This is a genomic window from Cognatundibacterium jejuense (genome assembly GCF_014284255.1).
Taxonomy (GTDB): Bacteria; Pseudomonadota; Gammaproteobacteria; order Burkholderiales; family Burkholderiaceae_D; genus Undibacterium; species Undibacterium jejuense.
Genome location: NZ_JACOFV010000007.1, coordinates 32,674 through 58,108, shown reverse-complemented (window position 1 = coordinate 58,108; position 25,435 = coordinate 32,674). Strand labels below are relative to the sequence as shown.

The 25,435-nt window shown below is 45.7% G+C and carries 29 protein-coding genes; 22 read left to right on the top strand and 7 right to left on the bottom strand.

What is annotated here, in order from left to right; all coding sequences use genetic code 11:
* Position 1 precedes the first annotated feature (1 nt).
* From feoB to H8K32_RS08975, 3 genes are all read right to left on the bottom strand, one after another.
* A complete protein-coding gene (gene feoB, locus H8K32_RS08985) occupies positions 2-1,888 on the bottom strand; it encodes a ferrous iron transport protein B (RefSeq protein WP_186912154.1) in 1,887 nt (628 codons plus the stop codon).
* Positions 1,888-2,211 (bottom strand): FeoA family protein, encoded by a 324-nt coding sequence (locus H8K32_RS08980; RefSeq protein ID WP_186912153.1) that lies wholly within the window; start codon positions 2,209-2,211, stop codon positions 1,888-1,890. The genes feoB and H8K32_RS08980 overlap by 1 nt, the downstream gene beginning before the upstream one ends.
* 190 nt (positions 2,212-2,401) lie before the next feature.
* Positions 2,402-3,463 carry a DNA-binding protein gene (locus H8K32_RS08975; protein WP_186912152.1) on the bottom strand — a complete coding sequence of 354 codons (1,062 nt, stop codon included), beginning with the start codon at positions 3,461-3,463 and terminating at the stop codon, positions 2,402-2,404.
* Between the two features lie 182 nt (positions 3,464-3,645).
* Here H8K32_RS08975 and H8K32_RS08970 point away from each other — a divergent pair, with 182 nt between their 5' ends.
* Positions 3,646-4,650: a site-specific integrase gene (locus H8K32_RS08970; protein WP_246447233.1), complete on the top strand. Its 1,005-nt coding sequence runs from the start codon at positions 3,646-3,648 to the stop codon at positions 4,648-4,650.
* Positions 4,651-4,728: 78 nt separating this feature from the next.
* Here the strand turns inward: H8K32_RS08970 and H8K32_RS08965 are convergent, their stop codons facing one another.
* A complete protein-coding gene (locus H8K32_RS08965; protein ID WP_186912151.1) occupies positions 4,729-5,304 on the bottom strand; it encodes an SAM-dependent methyltransferase in 576 nt (191 codons plus the stop codon).
* Positions 5,305-5,636: 332 nt separating this feature from the next.
* On the opposite strand from H8K32_RS08965, the gene H8K32_RS08960 reads away from it, so the two are divergent.
* The 5 genes from H8K32_RS08960 (at position 5,637) to H8K32_RS08940 (ending at position 9,346) form a co-directional block, all read left to right on the top strand.
* A complete protein-coding gene (locus H8K32_RS08960; RefSeq protein ID WP_186912150.1) occupies positions 5,637-6,116 on the top strand; it encodes an FKBP-type peptidyl-prolyl cis-trans isomerase in 480 nt (159 codons plus the stop codon).
* Positions 6,117-6,381: 265 nt separating this feature from the next.
* On the top strand, positions 6,382-6,660 hold the full coding sequence (locus H8K32_RS08955) for a DnaJ domain-containing protein (RefSeq protein ID WP_186912149.1): 279 nt from the start codon (positions 6,382-6,384) through the stop codon (positions 6,658-6,660).
* Positions 6,657-7,253, top strand: coding sequence for a hypothetical protein (locus H8K32_RS08950; protein ID WP_186912148.1), 597 nt, complete (start codon positions 6,657-6,659; stop codon positions 7,251-7,253). The genes H8K32_RS08955 and H8K32_RS08950 overlap by 4 nt, the downstream gene beginning before the upstream one ends.
* A gap of 8 nt (positions 7,254-7,261) precedes the next feature.
* A complete protein-coding gene (locus H8K32_RS08945; protein ID WP_186912147.1) occupies positions 7,262-8,026 on the top strand; it encodes a hypothetical protein in 765 nt (254 codons plus the stop codon).
* 96 nt (positions 8,027-8,122) lie between these two features.
* Positions 8,123-9,346 carry a hypothetical protein gene (locus H8K32_RS08940; RefSeq protein ID WP_186912146.1) on the top strand — a complete coding sequence of 408 codons (1,224 nt, stop codon included), beginning with the start codon at positions 8,123-8,125 and terminating at the stop codon, positions 9,344-9,346.
* A gap of 138 nt (positions 9,347-9,484) precedes the next feature.
* On the opposite strand, the gene H8K32_RS08935 is transcribed toward H8K32_RS08940, so the two are convergent.
* From H8K32_RS08935 to H8K32_RS08925, 3 genes are all read right to left on the bottom strand, one after another.
* A complete protein-coding gene (locus H8K32_RS08935) occupies positions 9,485-10,645 on the bottom strand; it encodes an iron-containing alcohol dehydrogenase (RefSeq protein ID WP_186912145.1) in 1,161 nt (386 codons plus the stop codon).
* 88 nt (positions 10,646-10,733) lie between these two features.
* Positions 10,734-11,486, bottom strand: coding sequence for an SAM-dependent methyltransferase (locus tag H8K32_RS08930; protein ID WP_186912144.1), 753 nt, complete (start codon positions 11,484-11,486; stop codon positions 10,734-10,736).
* A 120-nt stretch (positions 11,487-11,606) separates the two neighbouring features.
* Positions 11,607-12,248, bottom strand: a complete 642-nt coding sequence (locus H8K32_RS08925; RefSeq protein WP_186912143.1) for a Maf-like protein — start codon at positions 12,246-12,248, stop codon at positions 11,607-11,609.
* Positions 12,249-12,322: 74 nt separating this feature from the next.
* On the opposite strand from H8K32_RS08925, the gene H8K32_RS08920 reads away from it, so the two are divergent.
* The 16 genes from H8K32_RS08920 (at position 12,323) to H8K32_RS08845 (ending at position 25,346) form a co-directional block, all read left to right on the top strand.
* Complete coding sequence (locus tag H8K32_RS08920) at positions 12,323-12,895, top strand: YceD family protein (RefSeq protein WP_390311981.1); 573 nt, start codon at positions 12,323-12,325, stop codon at positions 12,893-12,895.
* A gap of 124 nt (positions 12,896-13,019) precedes the next feature.
* Positions 13,020-13,202, top strand: a complete 183-nt coding sequence (gene rpmF / locus H8K32_RS08915) for a 50S ribosomal protein L32 (RefSeq protein WP_162018712.1) — start codon at positions 13,020-13,022, stop codon at positions 13,200-13,202.
* A 258-nt stretch (positions 13,203-13,460) separates the two neighbouring features.
* Complete coding sequence (gene plsX / locus H8K32_RS08910; protein WP_186912142.1) at positions 13,461-14,537, top strand: phosphate acyltransferase PlsX; 1,077 nt, start codon at positions 13,461-13,463, stop codon at positions 14,535-14,537.
* Positions 14,534-15,520, top strand: coding sequence for a beta-ketoacyl-ACP synthase III (locus H8K32_RS08905; RefSeq protein WP_186912141.1), 987 nt, complete (start codon positions 14,534-14,536; stop codon positions 15,518-15,520). Before plsX ends, H8K32_RS08905 begins: the two co-directional genes overlap by 4 nt.
* Before the next feature lie 33 nt (positions 15,521-15,553).
* Positions 15,554-16,486 carry an ACP S-malonyltransferase gene (gene fabD / locus H8K32_RS08900; protein ID WP_186912140.1) on the top strand — a complete coding sequence of 311 codons (933 nt, stop codon included), beginning with the start codon at positions 15,554-15,556 and terminating at the stop codon, positions 16,484-16,486.
* Positions 16,483-17,235 (top strand): 3-oxoacyl-ACP reductase FabG, encoded by a 753-nt coding sequence (gene fabG / locus H8K32_RS08895; RefSeq protein WP_186912139.1) that lies wholly within the window; start codon positions 16,483-16,485, stop codon positions 17,233-17,235. Before fabD ends, fabG begins: the two co-directional genes overlap by 4 nt.
* A 150-nt stretch (positions 17,236-17,385) precedes the next feature.
* Positions 17,386-17,625, top strand: a complete 240-nt coding sequence (gene acpP / locus H8K32_RS08890; protein ID WP_186912138.1) for an acyl carrier protein — start codon at positions 17,386-17,388, stop codon at positions 17,623-17,625.
* A gap of 35 nt (positions 17,626-17,660) precedes the next feature.
* Complete coding sequence (gene fabF, locus H8K32_RS08885) at positions 17,661-18,902, top strand: beta-ketoacyl-ACP synthase II (RefSeq protein WP_186912137.1); 1,242 nt, start codon at positions 17,661-17,663, stop codon at positions 18,900-18,902.
* Between the two features lie 63 nt (positions 18,903-18,965).
* Entirely contained in the window at positions 18,966-19,469 is a 504-nt protein-coding gene (locus H8K32_RS08880) for a protein YgfX (protein ID WP_186912136.1), read from the top strand.
* A 94-nt stretch (positions 19,470-19,563) separates the two neighbouring features.
* Complete coding sequence (gene rpoE, locus H8K32_RS08875; RefSeq protein WP_186912135.1) at positions 19,564-20,166, top strand: RNA polymerase sigma factor RpoE; 603 nt, start codon at positions 19,564-19,566, stop codon at positions 20,164-20,166.
* A 52-nt stretch (positions 20,167-20,218) separates the two neighbouring features.
* Positions 20,219-20,887, top strand: a complete 669-nt coding sequence (locus H8K32_RS08870; protein ID WP_186912134.1) for a sigma-E factor negative regulatory protein — start codon at positions 20,219-20,221, stop codon at positions 20,885-20,887.
* A 5-nt stretch (positions 20,888-20,892) separates the two neighbouring features.
* Positions 20,893-21,909, top strand: a complete 1,017-nt coding sequence (locus H8K32_RS08865; RefSeq protein ID WP_186912133.1) for a MucB/RseB C-terminal domain-containing protein — start codon at positions 20,893-20,895, stop codon at positions 21,907-21,909.
* Positions 21,910-21,979: 70 nt separating this feature from the next.
* Positions 21,980-23,455, top strand: a complete 1,476-nt coding sequence (locus H8K32_RS08860) for a DegQ family serine endoprotease (RefSeq protein ID WP_390311975.1) — start codon at positions 21,980-21,982, stop codon at positions 23,453-23,455.
* A gap of 259 nt (positions 23,456-23,714) precedes the next feature.
* Positions 23,715-23,966: a glutaredoxin family protein gene (locus tag H8K32_RS08855; RefSeq protein ID WP_186912132.1), complete on the top strand. Its 252-nt coding sequence runs from the start codon at positions 23,715-23,717 to the stop codon at positions 23,964-23,966.
* Position 23,967: 1 nt separating this feature from the next.
* On the top strand, positions 23,968-24,564 hold the full coding sequence (rnhB, locus tag H8K32_RS08850) for a ribonuclease HII (protein ID WP_186912131.1): 597 nt from the start codon (positions 23,968-23,970) through the stop codon (positions 24,562-24,564).
* Positions 24,561-25,346, top strand: a complete 786-nt coding sequence (locus tag H8K32_RS08845; protein ID WP_186912130.1) for a TrmH family RNA methyltransferase — start codon at positions 24,561-24,563, stop codon at positions 25,344-25,346. The genes rnhB and H8K32_RS08845 overlap by 4 nt, the downstream gene beginning before the upstream one ends.
* Positions 25,347-25,435 lie beyond the last annotated feature (89 nt).

Genomic DNA, 25,435 nt, shown 5'->3' with positions numbered 1-25,435 from the left:
TTTAAACTCCTGTAAAAAGCTTCGCTACCTGGTAAGTAATTAGTGAGGCAAAGTAAGCCAGACCAAATAAATAAGCTGCCATCAAAACTGGGTAACGTAGCGTATTGGTTTCTCGTTTAACTACACTGAGCGTTGCGATGCACTGTGGTGCAAAGACATACCAAGCTAATAGAGAGAGGGCGGTTGGCAGGCTCCATGAGTGCGAGATTAGTGGTTCTAGTGAGTGACTTAATTCTTCACCAGTTTGGGATAGTGCATAGACAGTTCCCAGAGCGGCAACCGCCACTTCACGTGCTGCCAAACCAGGTACCAGAGCGATGCAAATCTGCCAGTTAAAACCAATCGGCGCGAACAGATATTCAAGCAGGCGACCAAGGTAGCCTGCAAAACTGTAGTAAATTGGCGGGTGAGGGGCATTTTCTGGCGCTCCTGGGAAACTGCTCAAAAACCATAGCAATATCATTAGTGCCAGAATAATTGTGCCAACCCTGGTGGTAAAAATTTTAATTCGTTCCCATAAGCCGATTGTCAGATTGCGCAAGTTAGGCCAGCGGTAATCAGGCAGTTCCAGCATTAAAGGATGTTGTTCAGCCTTGCCCCACAAGCGCTTAAACACGAGTGCCACCAGCATTGCTGAAACAATACCAGCAACATATAGAACAAACAGCACCACGCCTTGTAAACTCAGGATGCCAAATACGGTACGTTCCGGAATAAAAGCGGCAATAATTAGTGCATACACTGGCAGACGGGCTGAGCAGGTCATCAGCGGAGCAATCATAATTGTGACCAGGCGGTCGCGCGGATTTTGTATCGTCCGGGTCGCCATAATGCCAGGAATCGCACAGGCGAAACTAGACAGTAGCGGAATGAATGCTCGGCCAGATAATCCAACTTTTCCCATTATGCGATCCAGTAAAAACGCCGCACGCGGCAAATAGCCTGAATCTTCCATCACTAGGATAAAGAAAAATAAAATAACAATTTGCGGTAAAAACACCAGCACACTGCCCGCGCCGCCAATGACACCCTTCACCAGTAAGCCCTGCAGCATACCTTCTGGCAGTGAACTCTCGACCAGCGCGCCGATATACTCCATTGAGCCTTTAATAAAGTCCATCGGTGGTTGAGCCCAGGCAAATACCGCCTGAAACACGAGAAACATTAAACTGGCAAAAATTAATGGTCCGATAACTGGATGTAAAACCCAGTTATCGATGCGAAAACTTAACGGCAATTGATCGCCGTCAGAAATGGTTGATTGCACGCAGGCTTTTAAAATCGCATTTGCTGCAGCCTGAATTTCCTCGGGCGAATGTTGGGGTAGCTCGATGGTATGGGTGTCATTGCTTTGCTTGAGTGTTTTCGCCAGAGATTCAAGTTCAGACAGTAACGTGTCCACGCCTTTGGTGTCGACCGCAACGGTCTCGACGACGGGAATGCCTAAGGCTGCTTGCATAGCCTGAACATCGATATGAATAGCGCGTTTTCTGGCGACGTCCATCATATTGATTGCAAGAACCAACGGTAAGCCTAGATTTTTTAACTCTAAGGCAAGACGTAAGCCGCGTTTTAGGTTTGTAGCATCCACGACGCAAAGAATGGCATCGGGTAAGGCTTCATTCGCCCTTTGGCCGGTGATCACTTCTTCCGTAATTTTTTCGTCTGGCGTAATTGCTTGAAGGCTATAGGTGCCAGGAAGATCGAGCACGTGCCAGTGCCTTCCACTTGCCGACGTAAATTTTCCCTCTTTGCGTTCTATTGTTACACCAGCGTAATTGGCAACTTTTTGTCTGGCGCCTGTTAAGCGATTAAAAAGGGCGGTTTTACCACAGTTGGGGTTGCCAACCAGCGCAATTCGAGGTGAAAAAAGTGTATTGACAGTCATTAAATTGATCCAAGCTTCGTTGCACCCATCGCAGTTGCGCTTATCTTTGTAACACCTATTAAAGCTGCCTCAAAGTTACGTAAAGCAAAAGTTGATTGTCCAACCCGCACTGCTAGTGGTTCACCGCCAAAATAGCCCTTGTGCAAGATCTTTACCTGTTCGCCTTGCACGAAGCCGAGCTCTTTCAATCGACGCGAAATATCGCTCACGCCTCCTGATTCACCTTGGAATTGGGGTGTGACATGATTAACCAATGCTGTTTCGCCAACCTTAAGGCAATTCAGTGTGGTATCGAGGGAAAAGTTTGCGGATTGACTACTCATGGCGCCAGACTATATTGATTTTTGTGATTCTAAATGATAATGAGAATATATATCAATATGGGTCGGCATTCAATTGATATCCTTGATTTTGAGTCATTAAGTTGATTTAGCTTAAGCCTGACTTAGCTTGTTGCGACTCAGTCTAATTGATCGATCGTTCAGCATGTTCATCGTTATTTCTATTTAATTTCTATTTAATTTCTGTTTGATTCATTGTTTGTGGATTGCTATTGTTTGCGGCAATTTGTTGCTGAAGTACGATCGTTTTAAGCAGTTCGAGTTGTTCTCGTTCCAATTTATTATCTTTCAGTTGAATCTCGTGCAATTGTTGCTTGAGTAATTCTTGCTTTTCGATCGAGATTGCAAGCGAGATCTGTGTTTCATGCAAATTTGACTGACTGGCCTTTAATGTTTGCGCTAATTTGTTGTTGACGGCTTGCATTTCTTCGAGCGTGAACTGGGTCTTGTTCTGCAAATTTTCTATCCTGCTTAATTCTTCCAGTTGCACCTGAGCGATTTCTTTCATCCGGGACTGGCTGGTAAGGAGTTGTTGGATCTCTGCTGTTTGCTTGGTAGTGTGATTTTGCAATTCGGCATTGCTCATTCTGGCTAGTTTTAAATCTTGCTCTAAGCGATTGATGCGTAAATTAAAGGCCTCGCGTTCTTCATTTCGCTGGTTTGTACTTGCCTGTTGATAATGTTCAAACTGTGCGCGGGAGGAGTGAAGCTGTTGATGTAGTGCTTTAAGTTGATTTTCGCTATCAGAGATGCGGCCCTGCATACCAACATTGTCACTTTGCATTGTTGCAAGTTGGAGTTGGAGATTTTGGCGCTCTACTGTTAATTTGTTTTTTTCTGCGCCTATATCTTTTAACTGTTGAGCCAGATCCTTATTGCAATTTGATAAGTCATCGGCCTCAGCTTTTAGTTGGGCGAGGTTTGTTCTTGCATCTTCCAATTCTTTCTGATGTTGAATCCTCATTTCGCTTATTTCATTGGCCGCTTCGGCTTGAGTGAGTTCATAGACGCCGCGCACGGCGTTGAGGATTGCTTCAGGTAGCCCAGAGCTGACGGCCTTGAGTTCTTCTTGGTTTTCTTCTTTCCAGCGCTTTAGCATGGGACTGATCGTACTTTTGCTGCCGGTATTGCCCATTACCTGACGTACGCTATCCACCGTTGGAATGGCGCCGGACTGTTGAATTTTTTGGGCGGCTCTACATACATCGGAAAACAAAACTCCAGAACGGGCCATGACTTACTCCAATTAGATAACGTAAAACGTATTACGTAATATTACACTATAAATATTAAATAAAGTTTAAAAATAAAGTGAGTTTATAACCTGTGATAATGTATATTATCGAAGGTTATAAATTGGTATTGAGCTTAACCTTCCAAATAAGCATTACAGTTTTAAAAAAAGCGTGAAAAACCATGGCAAAGCAAAATCTGATAGAAACCCATAGCAAAGAGTTGGCAAGCGAGGAGGCTGATATCGTTATGTCTCGTGTAGCTATTGGCGTTAGGCGGGAATTGCAGAGCGAGTTTATTGCGGCGGCTACGTCAGACAACACCCGTCGCGCATATCGCTCCGCGGTGCGGCATTTTTTGAATTGGGGAGGTCATCTACCTTCGGATCAAGGCACCATAATTAACTACTTGATTGACTTCTCTGAGACCCTCAATCCGCGCACATTGAGCTTGAAAATAACCGCTATCTCGCAGTGGCATAAACATCAGGGGTTCAATGATCCTTGCGTCAGTCCGCAGCTCAGAAAGATATTATTAGGGATTGAACGCAAGTGTGGACGGCCAAAACAAAAGGCGAGTGCTTTGCTTCATGAAGATCTTGAGAAAATCGTGCTGTTTTTGCAGACGGTCAACTCTCTGAAAAGCCTGCGTGATAATGCTTTGTTGCAAATTGGCTTTTTTGGGGGCTTTCGCCGCTCCGAGTTGGTTAATCTTAAGCTGGAAAATCTTAAGTGGGAGCGTGACGGTGTTCTTATTCTGCTTCCTAAATCCAAAACTGACCAAACTGGCGCGGGGATCAGCAAAGCAATACCGTATGGAAAAGGTGTCTGTTGTCCTTGTGCGGCCTTAAAAAAATGGCTAGACTCCGCCGAAATCAGTGATGGCTATCTATTTAGTGGCATCAATAAATGGGGGCAAGTCGCAAACACTGGCTTAAATGCTGCATCTGTCAATGCCATTTTGAGCGATTGCGCCGAACAGGCGGGCGTGGATCACCTATTAAAATTAAGTAGTCATAGTTTGCGACGCGGCATGGCAACCAGTGCATACCGGGCGGGAGCGAGTTTTCGCGATATTAAGCGACAAGGTGGTTGGCGGTTTGATGGCACGGTTCAGGGATATATTGAGGAGGCCGATCAGTTTGCCGAAAATGCCATGTCTGGCTTGCTCACTAAATCAAGTCCATAAAAGAGCTATAACTCGAATATTGCTTACCTCTGCTTTTTCCAATCCACGCAAAATTGTTGGTGCCGCTGGTAACGTGCGCTATTCAAACTGAAATTCTATTGGCAGCTCGTCACCTGCAAGTGAGCCGGAATTTGCCGGAAGGCCTTCGCCGGCACGTATCAATTCGTCAGCATGCTCATAAACGTTCGGGCATCCGGTTTCAGCGATCAACGCTTTAACGATGGTTACTTTCCAGGCGTCGACACAAGCAGCTTGAAACTGGCAAACCAGATAACCTGGATTTTCACCGTAATAATCGACCACAAGACCAGGTAATTGATCTGCTTCAGCGTTGATCAATCGCTGTGCAGCTGTCTTTGAATTTTTAACTGGACGTGGTTTTGTAAGTGCATGCTGGATTCTGCGTTTGATCATGGCGTGATCAACTGCCTCTTTTTCATCTAAAGTCCAAATTCTTGCCCGAATTTGCGATTTAGGGCTCCAGCCGCCGCGAGCCAAGAACTGACCGGAAGAAGATCGGATGAGGGTCGTCGCACCGGATTTTAATCGTTCTTCAAACTTACCATCGATTCTGGATATTGCTGAAAGATAAACCCAGGGTTCACCCGCCAGGAGTGCTTTTTCTTTGCCTTGTTTAATTGTAATGATTAGCATGGAGAAAGTCTCTTTAGAGGATTTTATGAAGGCTGCGGAATATACTCTGTTTTAGCCATTAATGCTTAGTCTTTTTTCCGTGACTTACTGAATCTGCTGAATTATTTCACCTTTGCATTGCTAAAACTGAGAGAAACGGCGCGCTCTGCTACAATATACCCCCAGTTATGAACGTGATTTCCTGAGAAGCACCAAATTAGTAATTTGTTCTGCTTGCAAAAAGAAGTAAATGCTGCATTGCTGTACGCTGTCCATGAACACTTGATGCCTTGTTTGTGCTTCAATTTCAATGATCTCTTTCATTTACCTATTTTTATCTTTTATCTATCATTATGCAAATTACTCCAAATTCTGTTGTCAGCCTGAACTACACTATGTTTAATGCTGAGGGCAACATCATCGATCAAAATCACGACCCTATCGTTTATTTGCATGGTGGCTACGATAATATTTTACCAGCAGTTGAAGCTGCATTGGATGGCAAATCCGTAGGGGATAAAGTTTCTGTCACTTTGACACCGGAAGAAGGTTTTGGTGAATTCGACGCACAATATGTTCGTCAAGAAGATGTCGGCTTGTTTCCACCAGATATCGAAGTTGGAATGATGTTTGAAACTCGCGATCCAGAAACAGAAGAAACCATGCAATTCCGCGTAACAGCGATCGATGCTGGCGTGGTTACTGTTGACGGCAACCATCCTTTAGCTGGTATGACAATCCGTTTTGATGCTGAAGTATTGGAAATCCGTGAAGCATCTGATGAAGAAATCGTGCATGGCCATGTGCATGGTGAGCACGGTCATCAACATTAATTTATGGTTTGATAGCTCCGGCCTTTGTTTTTTTGCGGTTTCAGGTGTTGAATGAAGTTGTGAGCCGCGAATACGCCGCCGGAGTGATGTATTTGCTGAAAAAAATATCCATATCGTTACATCTGAACCAACGCTGACATTTAAGTGTTGATGCAGTCCAAAGCCTGGCGAAAGCAGTCGCGCTTTTTGCGTGAATGTTTTTGTTTCAACATGCGGCGAATGCGGCAATGTAGCGCAGAATTCCGTTAATTTTTTCAAAGAGTCTATGAAAGATTACTACGTCATTCTGGGTATCGCGCCGAATGCATCACTGGCCGATATTAAGAAAGCCTTCCGTCAAAAAGCTGCCGAATTTCATCCCGACCGTAACACGTCGGAATTGGCACCGGAAAAATTCCATGCAGTGAAGGAAGCCTACGACATCCTGTCGGACGATGCGGCGCGCACTGCTTACGACGAGAATCGTCGCCGGAATTTGCTGGATTCGCCACTAGAAACGGCGACAGAAATCTGGAAGCACTATTTATCAGGAGTATTGAAGTGAAATTGTCACGTTTTTTTGAAGACTTGACCTCGGTTTACAATGCAGAAATTGAAGATTTAAAGTCAGATTCCGAGGGTAAGAACATACTCAAGGCCAGATTGCGCGAAAAAGCAGAGCAATTACCTTTGTTATTGCCAATGATGGGAAGTAATCCAGAGATGCTGGCGTCTGCTTTCCATTCTGGTTTCATTTTTATGAATCCACTGGTCATGGAAACCTTAAGTACCAAAGAAGAGTCTAAGCTGCCAACCTGGAAGAGTTTGTCTACAGCGGTTAAGCTGGAACCTTGGGCTGAGCCATTAAGTAAAATTGTTCTTAATGCAGAAGGCGGAGAGCGTTTTATGGTGATTGCTGTTGCACTTGAATATTTGAATCGTGGGCAGCAAGCTCGCAAGCATAGTGCGACCAACACCCTTGAGGATGATGAGGATAGCGAAGCCAACGAGGAAGCAGAAGAACTGAAAGAAAACGGTGACCTCGATGGCAATTACGGCCGCCACGGTCGTGACGACGGTGATGATGGCGATGATTATGATCTTGATGAAGCTGGTGCTGATTGGCTTGCTGAGCAAGGTTTTGATCGCAAAGATTAAGGATAGTTATGACATTACCTGCATTAATTGAAGCGCAAAATCTGATTCTGGCGGGCGACATTGCCGGTGCTGAATTTGCATTGGCAAATATCGCAGAAACTCAGGGAGATAAGGCGCTGGTAGCCGCGCTGGATGATTTTCCATCGAAGGATTTGTTAGCGATTATTCGCGAATACGATGCCTCAAAAGAATCATTGGTGAACTTGTTGGTAACGCCAGAGCAATTTGCTCAAGCGGTGGTGTTGGAGCGTCGTTATGGCGACCAGACCCATGAACAATTGCGCGGCATGATCAATTCTGTGATCTTCCGTGAAGGTGCTGATCCGGCGGAATTTTTGTATGAAATCGCCGAAGTCGACGGCGGCTACGATGCTTTGGTCGATTATTTGCTGGATCGTACACAAATGGTCGAGCATTTCTATCGTTATGCAACGTTCGATCTGTATGAGTATGGTGATGGTGCTAAAACGCAGGCGCAAGAAGATGATTTGATGAATCTGGATCGCGATACCGAAAGTTTGGCATCGCCTTTGGATATGGCAAATCTGGAAGATCGCGACTGGATGCAGGTGACTTACATCTTACGCTATGAGTTGCCAGAGATTTTCCGTGAAGTGTTAATGAAGTTGCGGGCGCGTTATAAGGCTTACCTGGCTAATCTTCAATCGGATGAACTAGAAGGTGGCGAAGCTGAATCCGAAGAGGAGGATGATCGTCCGAAAAATAATGATGATGGCGATGATAAGGATGATGACGAAGAGTCAGCGCTGTAATGCTTGTTAGTTGATTGCTGGTTGAAATGCAGGACGCATGCAGCGTTCTGCATTTTTTGCTTGTCTCCCTTGAAAATTTACACGAGTAAAGATCCCATGTCTGATACACCCTACGATATTGCTCTGATCGATAATCGTCCATTTTTTGAATCCGCCTTGCGTTTTGGTGTGCAGCGGGCGATCATTTCTAGCAGTAAAATCGCAGCCATTGAAGCAGAAGCGCCAAAAGGCTTAGTGCAAATCGCGGATGCATTCGGTAGTAAATATTTGCGACCAGAAATTGAAGCGGCACGTAAGCGCATTGTTAATCTTGCCAGTCTTTATCTGATTGAAAGTTCCAGAGGTGATTTAGAAATTGCCGCAAAGCTTATCCGCGATAATACGTTTTTGAGCTTATCCCGCGGCGGCTCTGGGCTGCTGAAAACGCTGTTCGCGTTACCAGAATACGCTTTACTCGGTCGCGAGGCAAAGGGAAGGGTGGAAGACTTTCTGGAAGCATGGTCACTCAAAGAAAAACCACATGAATACCGCAATACTCTCGAGCATCGTCAGTTGAATGCCTTGGAAATCGCGGCAGGCTATTGGTTTGGAGAATATCTTGGACTGTCTGCCGAAAATTTAAAAGATGAAGATGTTGAAGCGGTTGGTGTCGTCAGATCTGCATTATTGGTGATGATGTTTGGTGGGCCAGATGATAATCTCGCCAATCAACTCGAGTTTGCGACTTTGATTGACGCGATTCGAGCTATGCCGGTTGCGAAGCGCAACAAGGCGATTACCAATGTTGATTTGTCTGAGATTCCGGGGCAGTTTTTATCAGTTGTACAGCGTATTGTTGAAGAAATTAAGACGCACGATATTCCGGTGTTGCAAGATAAAAAAGCCCCACTCGATCGCCTGGTATTTACCTTGAAGGATAAATACTATCTTGGTGATCATGAGATTGAAGATACATCTGAATACGATGCTTTGGTATCGAAAGAATGGAGTCGGCTGACCAAAGGCAAGACCGACGTTGATTCGCTGATGACGCTATTCGTTTGTATTTCTGCAGGGATTACGCCAAAAACCAGCATATCGGAAAAGATTGCGAAGTCTATTGTTAAGCAATTCAGAAACGATGGTTTTCCGCATGAGTTGGCGACGGCGTGGATTAAAGACTCTGCGCCACATGAAAAGCAAGAGGGTTTATTGGAAGATTGGGTTAACTTTATCGAAGAAGCCAATAATTATTTGCTTGATGATTGGGACACGACGTATAGCGGCGCAATGCGGTTTCTTGCTTTACATTGTCATGTGCAAAAAGCAGGCGGCAAGTAATGATGGTAAGGCGGGTTCAACCCGCCAATTCTTTGCCAAGCCCCACATCACTAAATCACCACCTGACTGCGCGGGTTATACCCGCCCTATATAAAATCCGGCATTACAAAAGTGCCGGATTTTTTTTCTGAATGCTGTTTAAAGACTTAGTTCTAACACCTGACGACTGATGTTTAACGTCACATCGCGTTTTTCACCTAAGGCAACCATGCGATGCGTTTCCAGAGCGGCGACGATAGGATCGATGTTGCTTGCATTGAGTGCGTAATCGCTTAAGCGTGTTTTGACGCCCATTTGCTCAAAGAAATCTTGCGTGCGGCTAATTGCTGTTTCAATGCGTGTGTCTTCATCGCCATCGCGCAAATCCCAGATACGTTCAGCGTATTGCAAGAGTTTGGCACGTTTTGATTCTTTACGTACTCTGAGCATGCTTGGCAATACGATCGCCAGGGTTTGTGCGTGGTCAATGCCATGTAGGGCGGTTAGTTCGTGGCCAATCATATGGGTCGCCCAGTCTTGCGGAACGCCGGCTGAGATCAAGCCATTGAGTGCCATCGTGGCGCACCACATCAGGTTGGCACGTACGTCGTAATCTTCAGGGTTCTTCAGTGCTTTGGGACCTTCTTCGATTAAGGTCTTTAATAAACCTTCAGCAAATCTGTCCTGGACTGGTGAATTAACCGGGTAGGTCATGTACTGTTCCATGACGTGTACAAAAGCATCGACCGCACCATTGCCAATCTGGCGAACTGGCAGGGTGTAGGTTTTGGTTGGATCGAGTATTGAAAATTTCGGGTAGCAATGTGGGCTGGAGAAGGCCATTTTTGCTTTGATTGATTTGCGTGTCACCACAGCTCCCGCATTCATTTCCGATCCTGTTGCTGGTAGGGTCAGAACACTGCCGAAAGGCAAGGCTTTTGTGATGTTGCTGCCGCGTTTTTCCAGAATTGCCCATGGGTCACCGCCCTCAAATAAGGCCGCTGCAGCGATGAACTTGGTGCCGTCAATGACTGAGCCGCCGCCCACTGCTAGCAGGAAGTCAATTTGTCCATTTTTGATGACTTCCACCGCTTGCATGAGCGTTTCGTAACTGGGGTTTGGTTCTATTCCAGTAAATTCGGTAACAGAACGTGTGCCTAACGCTGCAATGACCTCGTCAAAAACGCCATTTTGCTTAATGCTGCCGCCACCGTAGAGTAAAAGTACTTTGGCGTTCTCTGGGATGACCTTGTTCAAATCGGCAATACGCCCCTTGCCAAAAAGAATGTGGGTGGGATTGTAGAAATCAAAATTCAACATGGGTATTTCCTCCGAAAAAAGACATAGTAGCGCAAATCGAAAAAACAAACCGTTCGTTCGATTTTTGCTATTTTCGGAGGGTTGTTATTTAATTTGCCAGGAATAAAAAAACCGTTGGTTTTTTATGAAAATCCGGTAATTGACTGCTTGAGATGCGCTTTTTCCAATCCGCGGCAGTAAGTGTCATGATTGATTCGGTAGGTAGGCTCAGGTCCGTTGCAACACAGATCAGGCTGCTGGGATTGCAATGTGTTGCTAAGGCTTCCAGCATGGCAGCGTTGCGATAAGGTGTTTCAATCAGTAATTGCGTTTGTTTTTCTTTTTTGGAGCGATCTTCCAATTCTTTGATACGTTTCGCGCGCAAGGCAGCATCCGTAGGAAGATAGCCATGGAATGCAAAGCTCTGACCATTCAAGCCGCTGCCCATCAGACCCAATAAAAGAGAGGAGGGGCCAACAAGCGGGCGAACTTTGATGCCGTTTTGATGCGCTAATCGCACCAGGTTTGCGCCAGGATCTGCAACGGCTGGAACGCCGGCCTCAGAGATCAAGCCGACATCGTGACCTTGCAATAAAGGCTGAAGCAAGCCTTCTAATGCTTGAGTTGGCGTATTAACGTTTAATTCGCTAATCTGGATTTCTTGCATTGCAAGTTTTAGTGGATGGTGCTGACCCAACAACTTTAAATAAGCACGGGTGGTTTTTGCGTTTTCAGCGACAAAATAGTTGAGTTGTGCAGTCATCGCTTGCACTGTATCGGGGATAATTTTTGCCAATAAGCCTTCTTGCTGGCCTTCGGAGTATCCCAATGTATTTGGAATGAGGAAAAGTGTGCCTGTCATGGTGTATTTTTCGTTTGTGTTATTGTTTATTCGTGATATTTTTAAGTACTGGTGGGGAGTATTTTTCAACGGCTTCTATATTCTTATGAGAATTTGGTGAAAAATAAGGATACTCCCCCACTATTTGTAAAAGCTAACACCAGCGTTGCGCAGCATATCTGTTAAGGCAATCAATGGCAGACCAGTTAATGCGCTCGGATCGTCGCTTTTTATCGAAGACAAAATGGTGATTCCCAGTGCTTCATTTTTGGCACTTCCTGCACAATCGTACGGTTGCTCTATCCGTAAATACGCATCCAGCTCGGCATCGCTCAGATCGCGGAAGCGAACGACCGTTTCGATATCGCGAATCTGCAGTGGGTTCGTAGCGTTGGTGCGAGTGTCGAGTAAGCAAAGTGCGGTATGAAAGACCACTTCGCGCCCGCGCATGAGTTGCAACTGCTTTAGCGCGTTGTCGTGATTACCTGGTTTGCCAATTTGCAAGTCATCCAAGGTTGCGACCTGATCGGAGCCTATGATCAGAGTTGGCTCATGTTGATTGAGTTGCGTGGCAATGGCTTCTGCTTTTTGTCGAGCCAGTCGCAGTGCCGTCGCTGGTGGTGTTTCGGCGGCCAGAGGTGTTTCATCGATGCCTGGCGACATGGATGCAAATGGCAGTTGCAAGCGGCTTAGCAGCTCGCGGCGATAGGCTGAACTAGATGCTAAAATGAGACTTGGATTGCTGTTGATATTGGCTTGTTGCGTAGATAGATGCGTAGTCATCGTGTTAATTTTGCTTTAAATTGCGATTTTGCCTTGTTTTAGCCTAAAAAGTGAGCCTAAGCCTTTGACTAATAATGGCAAGTGCTGTTATTATCGCAGGTTTTCTGGGTTCAAATAATCCTATGCAAGCTTTTGTGATTGACGCCTTCACGTTTTGTCGGCTCGAAGAGCAGCGGTCCGGTAGCATTCCGGTAGCAGATTTTCCGCGTCTTACAGAGGAAAGTGCCAACACTGCAGGTGTGTTGAACTGGACTTTGTTAGGTGGAAAAGACAAATTAGGTCACGCAGAGTTGGTATTGACGGTGACAGGTAGTGTGAATTTGATGTGTCAGCGTTGTCTAACACCTTTTGCATTTGAAATAGACTCAGAATCAGTATTGATACTCGCCAAAAACGAAGAAAATGCCGATGAAATAGACGCATTACTTGAAGATGACGAGGTCGATGTTGTAGTAGGTAGCAAAACATTCGATGTCTTTGCATTGATAGAGGATGAAGCGCTACTCGCAATACCCCAATCGCCCAAACATGCAGTATGCCCAGATGTAACATTGGCTTCAGCAGATTCTACTGCACGGGTTGACGCAGAAAGCAGTGAAAAAGTATCTCCTTTTGCTGTGCTGAAGAAGATAAGTGGGCGTACCTAGTGGCATTATTCTGAAAAAACACTCAGGTCGAAGTATTGTTAGGGATTCTTGGTTGGTGATGTTCGCACTCTTCAGCCAGGTGTGTAAATTTTTAGAAACATTTTTTGAAGTATTAGGAGTTATCATGGCAGTTCAGCAAAATAAAAAATCCCCATCCAAACGTGGCATGCACCGTTCCCACGATTTCCTGACTGCACCACAGTTAGGTATCGAGCCAACAACTGGTGAAACACATCTGCGTCACCACATCAGCCCTAACGGCTTTTACCGTGGTCGTAAAGTATTGAAAACTAAAAACGACGAGTAATCTCGTTTTTTAGTAAAAAAGCGGCGTAACGAGTCTTAGACTTGGCGCCGCTTTTTTTACGTCTTTAAGTTTCGCTGGGAGATGTCTTTAAGCGGTTTTTATTCGTAAATCGCGGTTCGTAGAGGGGAAGTTTCCCGTTCTAAACCTAAAGAATTTCAGTTTTTTTCTTATTTCATTACTAAATGGCAATGAAAATAACTGAAATACTCCTCTAATTTGGTACACTAGCTGTTTCGCACAGAAGTTTCGTAACACCACATGACAATAAAAATTTCCATAGACTGCATGGGCGGCGATCACGGACCTGCAGTTACCGTGGCGGCGGCGGTTGCCTTCGCAAAGCGTGAGCCCGACGTCGAATTTCTATTGGTTGGGCTTGAGGAAAATATTCACGCTGAACTAAAAAAGAATCACGCTAGCCAGCATCCAAGAATTAAAGTCATTCACGCATCTGAAACCGTGGAAATGGATGACCCTATCGAAGTGGCGTTGCGGCGCAAAAAGGATTCTTCCATGCGCGTTGCCGTCACCCAGGTAAAAGAAGGAAACGCGCAAGCTTGCGTATCGGCTGGCAATACCGGCGCACTGATGGCTGTTTCGCGCTACGTATTAAAAACGATGCAGGGCGTCGACAGGCCGGCCATCTTCGGCATGTTGCCAAATCAAAAAAATAAGCCAACATACATGCTCGATCTTGGCGCAAACGTCGATTGCGAACCTTTGCATTTACATCAATTTGCAATTATGGGATCGGTTCTGGTCTCGGCGCTCGAGGGTAGAGAAAAACCAAGCATAGGTTTACTTAATGTCGGTGAAGAGGATATTAAAGGTAACGACGTCGTTAAAAAAACAGCGCAATTATTGCGCGCTGACCATGAGCGCGGCCTATTGAACTTTTACGGCAACGTAGAAGGTAATGATATTTTTAAAGGCACGACAGATATCGTTGTGTGCGATGGTTTTGTTGGAAATGTCACTTTAAAAGCTGCAGAAGGTATGGGGCGCTTTGTAAAAACGACCTTGACCGAGGCATTTAAAAGTAGTCCACTCAATATTCTGGGCGCAATTATTGCGCGTGGCGCTTTGAAGTCTATCTCCCGCACCATGAATCCATCTAACTACAATGGCGGCAGCTTACTTGGTCTGCGTGGCATCGTGTTTAAGAGTCATGGTAGCGCTGATAAATACAGTTACGAATGGGCGATACAGCGCGCATTTGATGCTGCAAAAAATGATGTTTTAACGCGTATTTCAACTTCAATGGCAATACTGATGCCGGTGGCAGACCCGGCGACGCCAGACAACAACGACCAAACGGCACAGAAGATCGCATGACATTTTTTAGCAAAATTATTGGTACCGGTAGCTACTTGCCATCCAGAAGAGTTAGTAATCAAGATTTGACAGATCAGCTTGCTGCGAAGGGAATTGAGACGTCTGATGAGTGGATTGTTTCTCGCAGCGGGATTTCTTTCCGTCATTATGCTGAAGAGGGCGTCAATTCCAGTGACCTGGCGGTCGCTGCAGCAAAGCAAGCGCTGGACGCAGCCAAGATGCAGCCAAACGATATTGATATGATTATCTTGGCGACCTCGACGCCGGACTTTATCGGCGGCTTTCCAAGCACCGCGTGCATCGTTCAAAATAAGTTGGGCATTAAGAATGGTGCTGCAGCAATGGATGTGCAGGCGGTGTGTAGTGGCTTTATGTATGCGATGTCGATTGCAGATAGCATGATCAAGTCGGGCTCACATAAAAATGCTCTGGTTATCGGTGCTGAAGTTTTCTCGCGTATTTTGAATTTTGAAGATCGCACAACTTGCGTCTTATTCGGTGATGGTGCAGGAGCAGTCGTCATGTCTCGCTCAGAAGTGCCGGGCGTTTTGGCAACCAAACTTCATGCTGATGGTAGTTATGCTGACATATTGTGCGTGCCAGGGCAGGTACAGAATGATGCGATCGCTGGTAGCGGCTATTTGCATATGGACGGTCAGGCGGTTTTTAAGCTAGCAGTATCAGTGTTGGAAAAAGTAGCAAACGAAGCTTTAGAGGCTGCTGGACTGAAAGCGGCAGATATCGACTGGCTGATTCCTCATCAGGCAAATATCCGCATTATGCAAAGCACTGCAAAAAAGATGCGTTTGCCTATGGATAAGTTGGTTGTTACGGTTGATCAACATGGTAATACATCGGCAGCATCCATTCCGCTTGCTTTAGATGCTGCTGTGCGTGACGGGCGCGTGCAGCCTGGTCACAAAATTTTGTTGGAAGGTGTCGGTGGTGGATTTACCTGGGGTGCTGCCATCGTTCAAATGTAGTTATCAAAATAACCCAAGAGAGACATATAAAACATGACCCAATTTGCATTTGTTTTTCCCGGCCAAGGTTCGCAGGCGATAGGGATGCTGAATGGTTTTGCTGATAATGCCGTCGTTCAGCAAACTGTTGCCGAAGCTTCTGATGCGTTGCAATTTGACCTTGGTAAATTAATTGCCGAAGGTCCAAAAGAAGACCTCGATTTGACCACCAACACGCAGCCAGTGATGTTAACGGCAGCGGTTGCATGCTACCGGGCCTGGATTGCTGCTGGTGGTGCTGCCCCTAAAGTTGTTGCTGGACATAGTCTGGGCGAATACTCAGCACTCGTCGCAGCCGGCGTTATCGCATTTAAAGACGCGGTTCCTTTAGTCCGCTTCCGTGCCCAGGCTATGCAAGAGGCAGTTCCTGTCGGGCAGGGTGGTATGGCTGCAATTCTAGGCTTGTCCGACGAAGATGTTGCTGCCGTCTGCCACGAGGCTTCTGTTGTGGGTGTTGTAGAGGCTGTGAATTTTAATGCGCCAGCTCAAGTTGTTATCGCAGGAACGAAAGCAGCCGTTGAGCGCGCGTGTGAATTGGCTAAGGCTAAAGGTGCAAAGCGTGCATTAGTTTTGCCTGTATCCGCGCCTTTCCATTCTTCATTACTGAAGCCAGCATCAGATAAGTTGCGCGACTATCTCGCAGGCGTGAGTTTTTCTGCGCCATCAATTCCATTGATCAACAATGTCGATGTGGCAATCGTGATGGATCCTGCCTCTATCAAAGACGCTCTGGTTCGTCAGGCAGCCAGTCCGGTGCGTTGGGTTGAGACTGTAAAAGAAATGCAGGTGAGCGGTATTACGCACTTGATTGAATGCGGGCCAGGTAAAGTATTGTCCGGTTTGACGAAGCGTATTCATGGTGATCTGTTGGGTGATGCGATTTTTGATGCAGCAAGTTTGGAAAAAGTACTGGAAATCTTAAAATGACGAAACCATTAGCAAATCAGGTAGCGCTGGTCACTGGAGCATCGCGCGGCATTGGTAAAGCAATTGCTGTTGCTCTGGCAAATGCAGGTGCAAAAGTAATTGGCACAGCAACAACAGAATCAGGTGCAGAGGCGATTTCGGCTTATTTATCTGAAGTTGGTGCCGATGCTGGTAAAGGTGTTGCATTTAACGTCAACGATGTTGAGCGTTGCAGTGCTCTGGTTGAAGAAATTCAAAAGGAATTTGGAAGTCTGTCTATTCTTGTCAATAATGCCGGGATTACGCAAGATCAATTGGCGATGCGCATGAAAGAAGATGAGTGGGATAATGTCATTTCTACCAATCTGAATTCAGTAGCACGCTTATCACGCGCAGTATTGCGTGGCATGATGAAAGCAAAGCATGGCCGCATCATCAATATTACGTCCGTGGTTGGATCGTCGGGCAATCCGGGTCAGATGAACTATGCAGCAGCTAAAGCGGGTGTCGCTGGTATGAGTCGTGCGCTGGCACGTGAAATCGGTAGCCGCAATATCACTGTCAACTGTATTGCACCTGGCTTTATTGATACTGATATGACCAAAGCATTAACTGATGAACAAAAAGCGGTAATTTTGGCGCAAATTCCTATGGCCAAACTAGGTCGTCCGGAAGATATTGCTGCCGCTACCGTGTTTTTAGCTTCGCCAGATGCAGGTTATATTACTGGTACTACATTGCATGTCAATGGCGGGATGTATTTGGCGTAATTTATTTTGTTGTTAATTGTCAGTGATTTCGGCGAAATTAGCCGGAGTTATCGCTGAAAATTTAGAGCTTGCTTTTTTTAGGTACAAACCTGCTAAAATGCGCGCACTTTCTGTAGGCCCTTATTTTTGATTTTTTCACTGGAGATACAAATGTCCGATATCGAACAACGCGTTAAGAAAATTGTTGCTGAACAACTGGGTGTTGCTGAAGCAGACATCAAAATTGAATCCTCTTTCGTTGATGATTTAGGTGCAGATTCTTTAGATACCGTTGAATTAGTGATGGCTCTCGAAGACGAATTCGAAATGGAAATCCCTGACGATCAAGCTGAAAAAATCACCACTGTGCAACAAGCGATTGACTACGCTACTGCGCACGTTAAGGCATAATTCAGTTACCTTGTTTTCAAATCCAGGAGAAACGCTTGAGTCGTTCGCTTAAACGTCGTGTTGTCGTAACCGGATTAGGTTGCATTTCACCAGTTGGCAATACAGTTGCTGCTGCATGGGAAGCAATTAAGGCCGGGCAGTCTGGTATTGCAACGATCACCAAATTTGACGCAACTTCTTTTTCCACGCATTTTGCTGGGGAAGTGAAGGGCTTTAATGTCGAAGAGTACTTGCCGGCAAAAGAAGCTCGTAACATGGATACCTTCATCCACTATGGCATCGCTGCCGGGATGCAGGCGTTTCACGATAGTGGTTTGACTGTTACCGAAGAAAATTCCGAACGTATCGGTGTTATCGTCGGTTCTGGTATTGGTGGCTTGCCACTGATCGAGGAAACGAAAGAAACGCTGATGGAGCGCGGTCCGCGTCGCATCAGCCCTTTCTTTGTTCCGGCATCGATTATCAACATGATTTCTGGTCACTTATCGATTAAATTTGGTCTGAAAGGGCCGAATCTGGCGATAGTGACTGCCTGTACTACTGGCTTACATTGTTTGGGCTCTGCCGCCCGGATGATTGAGTACGGTGATGCTGATGTCATGATTGCCGGTGGTGCTGAGTCGACGATTTCTCCTTTGGGTCTGGGTGGTTTTGCTTCAGCTCGTGCCTTATCTTCTCGTAACGATGATCCCGCTACAGCTTCTCGCCCTTGGGATAAAGACCGTGACGGTTTTGTTCTGGGCGAAGGTGCTGGTGTGATGGTGCTGGAAGAGTATGAGCATGCTAAAGCGCGCGGTGCCAGAATTTATGCTGAAGTGCTTGGTTTTGGGATGAGTGGAGACGCTTATCACATTACTTCACCAAGTATGGATGGCCCACGTCGCAGCATGGTCAATGCGTTGAAAGATGCGGGTATTAGTGCTGATCAGATTCAATATTTGAATGCCCATGGTACATCAACGCCACTCGGTGACAAAAATGAAACTGATGCAATTAAAGCCGCATTTGGTGATTCTGCATACAAGTTAACGGTGAATTCAACCAAATCCATGACCGGGCACTTGCTCGGTGGTGCAGGTGGTCTGGAATCACTATTTACAGTGTTGGCTGTGTATAATCAAGTTTCTCCACCGACGATGAACATCTTTAATCAAGATCCTGAATGTGATCTGGACTATTGTGCAAACACTGCCAGAGATATGAAGATTGATTATGCGATGAAAAATTCGTTCGGTTTCGGCGGAACGAACGGTACTTTGATTTTCGCCAAAGTATAAGTCATTGGCATTAAAGAGAAGGCACTTCGTTTCTTTTGAATCGAAGTGCCTTTTTTGCTTTGTATGTCGATTACCCTCAATGTTGTTATTAAACCGTCGCGCATTGTATTGGTGTTAAGTTTATGCATGTGCGCACTAGCGAGTCTTGCTCTCTACTTATTGCTATTCAACCAGCAGCTAACATTTTTTTCTAATTCCGTATTCCTTCCAGTATTCGTTATTCTGTTTTTTAGCCTCCTTTGTGGTTACGTGTTGCGCAAGTGGCGTCTTATTGGATTTTGGCGTTTAGATATTGCCTCGGATGGCGCTATGGTGTTGCGCCAGATCACTAAAGAAAATCACTTCAAAGCTAGTATCGCCGTGAGTTTGAGCGCTAGTGCCGTCATCTGGAATGATTTGATGGTTTTGCATATGCTGGAAAATGATTTATCTAAAAGAACGTTGATCGTGATGAGGGATTCACTTGATGCGCTGAGCTTTCAACATTTGCGTGTTAGTCTGCTTTGGGCGCGTCAGCATCATTTGAGCGGGAGTAAGCAGAAAAACCAAATAGGCGGGAACTTTTAAGTTTATACATGACTCTATGGTTTGTATGAATTGTGCTTTGAAGGCAGAATAATTTTTTATAGAATAGTTTTTTGCAAAAAAACAGGATGATTGAGTGACGACAGAGCGCGAGATAGATCAAATTTTGGTCGAGCGCGTGCAGCGTGGTGATAAAAAGGCATTTGAGCTTCTGGTTTCCAAGTATCAACGGAAATTATTGCGGCTCGTGTCTAGGCTCGTCTATGATCAGGCTGAGGCCGAAGATGTGGTGCAGGAAGCATTCATTAAGGCGTACCGTGCCTTACCAAATTTTCGTGGAGATGCTGCGTTTTATACCTGGCTGTACCGAATTGGTATTAACACGGCCAAGAATTACTTGGTGACGCAAGGTCGTAGGGCGCCTACTTCGACGGAAAGTGATGTAGAAGAAGCCGAAACTTTTTCCGATGCGGATGGACTAAGAGATATTAATACGCCGGAGTCTTTATTGGCAAGCAAACAAATTGCTGCAACAGTGAATGCTGCAATGTCTGCATTGCCAGAAGAATTACGAAATGCCATCACCCTCAGGGAAATTGAAGGTTTGAGCTACGATGAAATTGCAGAAGTGATGCTGTGTCCGATCGGCACTGTGCGCAGCAGAATTTTTCGAGCGCGTGAGGCAATTGCAGAACGATTGCGGCCAGTTTTAGGAACGACTTTGGATAATCGCTGGTAATCGCGTCACACCAAAAATATTGATTAGAATTCGCAGTACCATGGCAAATAAAATGAACAACGACATCTCAAAATACGAAAGCCTATCAGCAATGCAAGACGGCGAAATAAGCGACGCCGAACTGCAACACATGCTGAAACAAAGTTTATCTCAGCATGAAAAAGATGCATGGGATACCTATCATTTGATCGCGGATGTTCTGCATTCAGATGATCTGGCAGTAAAGATGAGTAGCGATTTTAGCCAACGCTTTGCAGATCGTTTTGCATCTGAACCCGTTTTACTCGTTCCGGAAGCGCACGCTAAGTATCAGGCGGAGCAGTCGACTACAGGCAAACGCCAGTTCTTCCGTTCTTATATGGCAATTGCCAGTGCGACTGCGGCAGCGGTGTTTGCATTCGCATTTGGCCCACAATTATCCCATTTTGGTCGCGATAATTTTTCATCGGGGCAGGTAAGTAAGGCAGATAGTTCTGCGCGTCAGATTCAACTCGTCTCGACGTCAGTTGGATCTGAATCTACTGAAGTCGCCTCGGCAGACGATATGCCACGTTTCGTAACTGCTGCTCAAGATGCGGATGCGCAGAATCAAATTGACATGGTTCGCGATCCGAGAATTGACAGTTATCTCCTCGCGCATCAACGGTTTTCTCCCGCCATTAGCAATGCAGCGCAATACGTGAATCGGCCGAATAGCAATAAATCCGCATCGGAGAAATAATCATTATGCGGTTTAATCGTGTTCAATTTTCATTATTGCTGGTGTATCTTAGCACTGGGGTAAGTGTAGCTTGGGCAGGCACGCAAACTAGCGCAGCAGATGAGAAGCTGGAAGTGCAAGGTCTTATACGCATGATTCAATCATCGCCGCAGAAATTGAACTATTCTGGGACGTTCGTTTATCAACAAGCAAACCAGATTAGAACATCGAAGATCACCCACCATGCTGACGCGAATGGTGAATTGGAAAAGCTTGAAATTCTCGATGGCAATTCTCGTGAATATATCCGCAAAAATGATGAAGTATCCTGTTATTTGCCTGATAGTAAAACCATACAAGTAGAAAAGAACGTGACTCAGGAAGTGTTTCCTGCTTTGTTCTCGCATAACGCGCAATCATTACCGGATGTCTATACTTTCAAGAAGGGCGAGCCAAACCGGGTTGCTGGTCTTGAATGTCAGACCTATACATTGACTCCTAAAGACGGGAGTCGCTACGGATACAAGCTCTGCGCAGAAAAACAATCGGGATTGTTATTGCGTGTCCAGACTGTCAATAGTCGTGATGAGGTGATTGAGCAAATTGCTTTTACTCAATTGAAATTGGGTGACGTTGATAAGAACAAGTTAAAGCCGAGTTTTCAAAATCTGAATCAATGGAATATTGAAAATCTGACGGTTCAATCCAATATTGTGTCAGGCTGGGTAGTCAAATCCTTGCCTGCGGGTTTTATCAAGATCAAAGAAATGAAGCGGGTGATTTCCTCTCCTGCGTCAAGCTTGAGTGACAAAAAGGCAGTCCCATCGCACCAAGTGATTCAAATGATCTTTTCCGACGGCATGGCGACTATCTCGGTGTTTATTGAACCTGATCTGGAGCGCCGTAATGAAGGAAGTTTGCAACAAGGAGCGATGGCGATTATGACTAAACGACAAGGAAATTACTGGCTGACTGTGATAGGTGAGGTGCCAGTAGCAGCAATTCGCCAAGTGATCAATTCGATTGAACTCAAATCCAAATAAATCGATTGATGCAGCGCTGGTAGTAAAAACTTGAATTTATTTTGTCCACGCAATAAAAGTGAGTAAGTCCATGAATAAAAAAAAATATTTTCCTACTGAAAAAATTTTATCTGGTTTGATTATTGGTCTTTGTGTATCGATGGCTAGCCCCGTGGCACTCAGTGCCACCTCTGCGCCACAAGCCGCACCCGTGGTTACAGGATTGCCTGATTTTACTGATTTGGTCGATAAAGTGGGACCTGCTGTTGTGAATATTCGTACTACCGAGAAAGCGCAGCAATCGCAGGGTGAAATGGGCGCTGACGATCAGCAAATGCAAGAGTTTTTCCAGCGTTTTTTTGGAATGCCCATGCCTAAACAGGCACCAGCACCTCGGGGGCGCAAACAAGTTCCACAGCAACAAGAAGAAATCCCAAGAGGCGTTGGCTCCGGCTTTATCATTTCGCAGGACGGTTTTGTGCTGACCAATGCCCACGTGGTGGATGGCGCGTCGGATATTTATGTCAAGCTGACTGATAAGCGCGAATTCAAAGCCAAAGTGATTGGTATCGATAAACGTACTGATGTTGCTTTGATCAAAATCGAAGGCAGCAAATTACCAAAAGCAACAATCGGAGATTCAGATAAGATCCGCGCTGGCGAATGGGTGATCGCGATCGGCTCACCATTCGAGTTAGACAATACTGTCACTGCCGGTATTATTTCTGCCAAAGCGCGTGATACTGGCGAATATCTGCCATTAATTCAGACCGACGTTGCCGTCAATCCAGGTAACTCAGGCGGTCCGCTGATTAACATGCGTGGCGAGGTGATCGGTATTAACTCGCAAATTTATAGCCGCTCTGGCGGTTACATGGGCATCTCGTTTGCAGTGCCCATCGATGAAGCTATGCGGGTAGCTGATCAGTTAAAAACTTCAGGTAAAGTCACGCGTGGACGCATTGGCGTGCAGATTGGCGAAGTATCAAAAGATGTTGCTGAATCTATCGGTCTGAGCAAAGCAGAAGGTGCGTTGGTCGTTCATATCGAGGCAGGCTCACCCGCTGAAAAAGCCGGTATTCAGGATGGTGACGTGATTTTGAAGTTCAATGGCCAACCAATTAGCAAGTCATCAGATTTGCCACGTATTGTTGGTGCAATTAAGCCTGGATCAAAAGCCGTTGTCACAATTTGGCGCAAAGGTGCTCTGCGTGAGCTGGGAGTGAGCATCGCTGAGATCGAAGCGGAGAAAACTGCGCAAAAGGCCGATAAGAAGGGCAAGAAAGACCAGGCCAATGTGTTAGGTGTCTACGCTTCCGAGTTGAGCGATGCCCAGAAAAAGGACTTTCCTGGTGGGGGTGTCGTCATTGAGACAGTAGATGGCGCAGCGGCTGCTGCTGGCTTACTCCCGGGCGATGTCATTTTGACGCTGAACAATGTTGATGTAAAAGACGTCAAACAATTTAGTGCAATGGTTGCTAAATTGGATGGAAAAAAAGCCGTTGCATTGCTTGTTCGTCGTGGCAATCTGTCTCAATTTATTTTGGTCAAATCTCAGGCGCAATAAACTTGTAGGTATTTGCATACCGTTCAGGAATAGGTTGCAAAACGAACCGTATCAGTAATGTTTTTACTGATACGGTTTTTTATCGTCTACAAATTTTGTTGTAGCGCGGCACAGGACTTATAATGAACACATCCGCTGCGATTCGTTCACGCTATGCTGAAAAGCCAATGTGAAACAGGCAGTATTTAAGTTGTTGATCTAGCCGTGCCGCTACTCAAACATCTTCGTGCGAGCCCTGCAAATTTTATTGGTGTTAATCATGATATCTTTTACCCTATATTCTCGTAGTTACTGCCACCTTTGCGACGATATGTTGGAGCAATTGCAAGCGCATACTCCGGATTTTCAATTTACGGTAGAAGTCATTGACATTGATTCTGATGCCGAACTGGTGAGTCTTTATGATGAATTGGTTCCGGTTTTGGTTGGAAACAAGCCGGGGCAACCAAGCCAAAAAATTTGCCATTACTATTTAGATACCACTGCCTTGAAGGCATTTTTTCAGGGTTGATATGAAAGAAAGCTTAAATTTGTTTGATTATGAAGGTGAAGTCATTTGTGGTGTAGATGAGGCTGGTCGTGGGCCATTGGCTGGGCCAGTGATGGCCGCTGCTGTAATACTTGATCCAAAACACCCGATAGCGGGTCTGCGAGATTCAAAAAAATTATCCGAAGCAAAACGTGACGCCTTGGCCATAGAAATTAAGCAGCATGCGCTGGCTTGGGCTATTGCCGAATGTTCTGAACAAGAGATTGATGAACTCAATATTTTGCAAGCGACTATGCTGGCCATGCGCCGTGCTGTTGAGGCGTTGTCGGTAACCCCAAGTCTGGCTTTGATTGACGGAAATCGTTGTCCAGTTATGGCGATACGCTCGGAAGCGATAGTTAAAGGCGACGATAAGGTGGCTGCGATTTCTGCTGCATCGATTTTAGCCAAAACCGCGCGTGATCATGCGCTCTACGAGCTGCACAAACAATATCCGCAATACGCGTTGGATCAGCATAAGGGCTATCCGACTGCTTTACATCTTGAACGATTACGTGAACATGGTGTTGCGCCATTTCACCGCAAGTCCTATGCGCCTGTGAAGGCTTTGTTGAAATGAAATCAATTACTTCCCGCGATAACCCGCAGTACAAAGAACTTAAATTAATTGCCACTAGCTCGCAGGCGCGTCGCAAAGCGGGCCGGACCTTGCTTGATGGCGTCCATTTGTGTGAGGCTTATTTACAGCATCTTGGACAACCAGAGTTATGCATTGTGTCCGACGCGACAACTGATGATTTTGAGGTGAGTCAACTGCTCTCTCAATGCGAACAAAAGAATGTGCGCTGCATTAGTTTGCCTGAGGCGTTGTATCAAGCGATCAGTCAGGTTGAGAACGGCGTGGGCATCATGTTTTTAATCGCTACGCCAGAACCCGTATTACCAAACACGATTAGCGAAACATCGGTTGCTCTGGATAATTTGCAAGATCCTGGCAATCTGGGTTCAATTTTGCGCAGTGCTGCAGCTGCGGGTGTCAAAAACGTGTTTTGTAGCCCCGGGACTGCATTTGCATGGTCACCAAAAGTTATGCGTGCGGGGATGGGAGCACATTTCCTGTTGAACATTTTTGAAAATATTGACCTCGAAGAAGTGCTTTCAAAATCGAATATCCCTGTTTTGGCGACTAGTTCGCACACAACTAAAACGATCTATCAGGCAGATTTGAGCCAAGCAGTAGTCTGGCTATTTGGACATGAAGGGCAGGGCGTGTCTGACAATTTGATGGCAAAGGCAACACACACAGTGACAATTCCTCAGCAAGCTGCTATCGAGTCTTTAAATGTGGCGGCCAGTGCCGCGATTTGTTTTTTTGAGCAAGTACGTCAGCAACTTAAATAAACATCTCCTGATTTCAAGCCAGTGACGATATTTCGTAGGGCAGGTGTAATTCACCAGTCGTTTTACTCAAAAGCATAGCGCGGATTGCA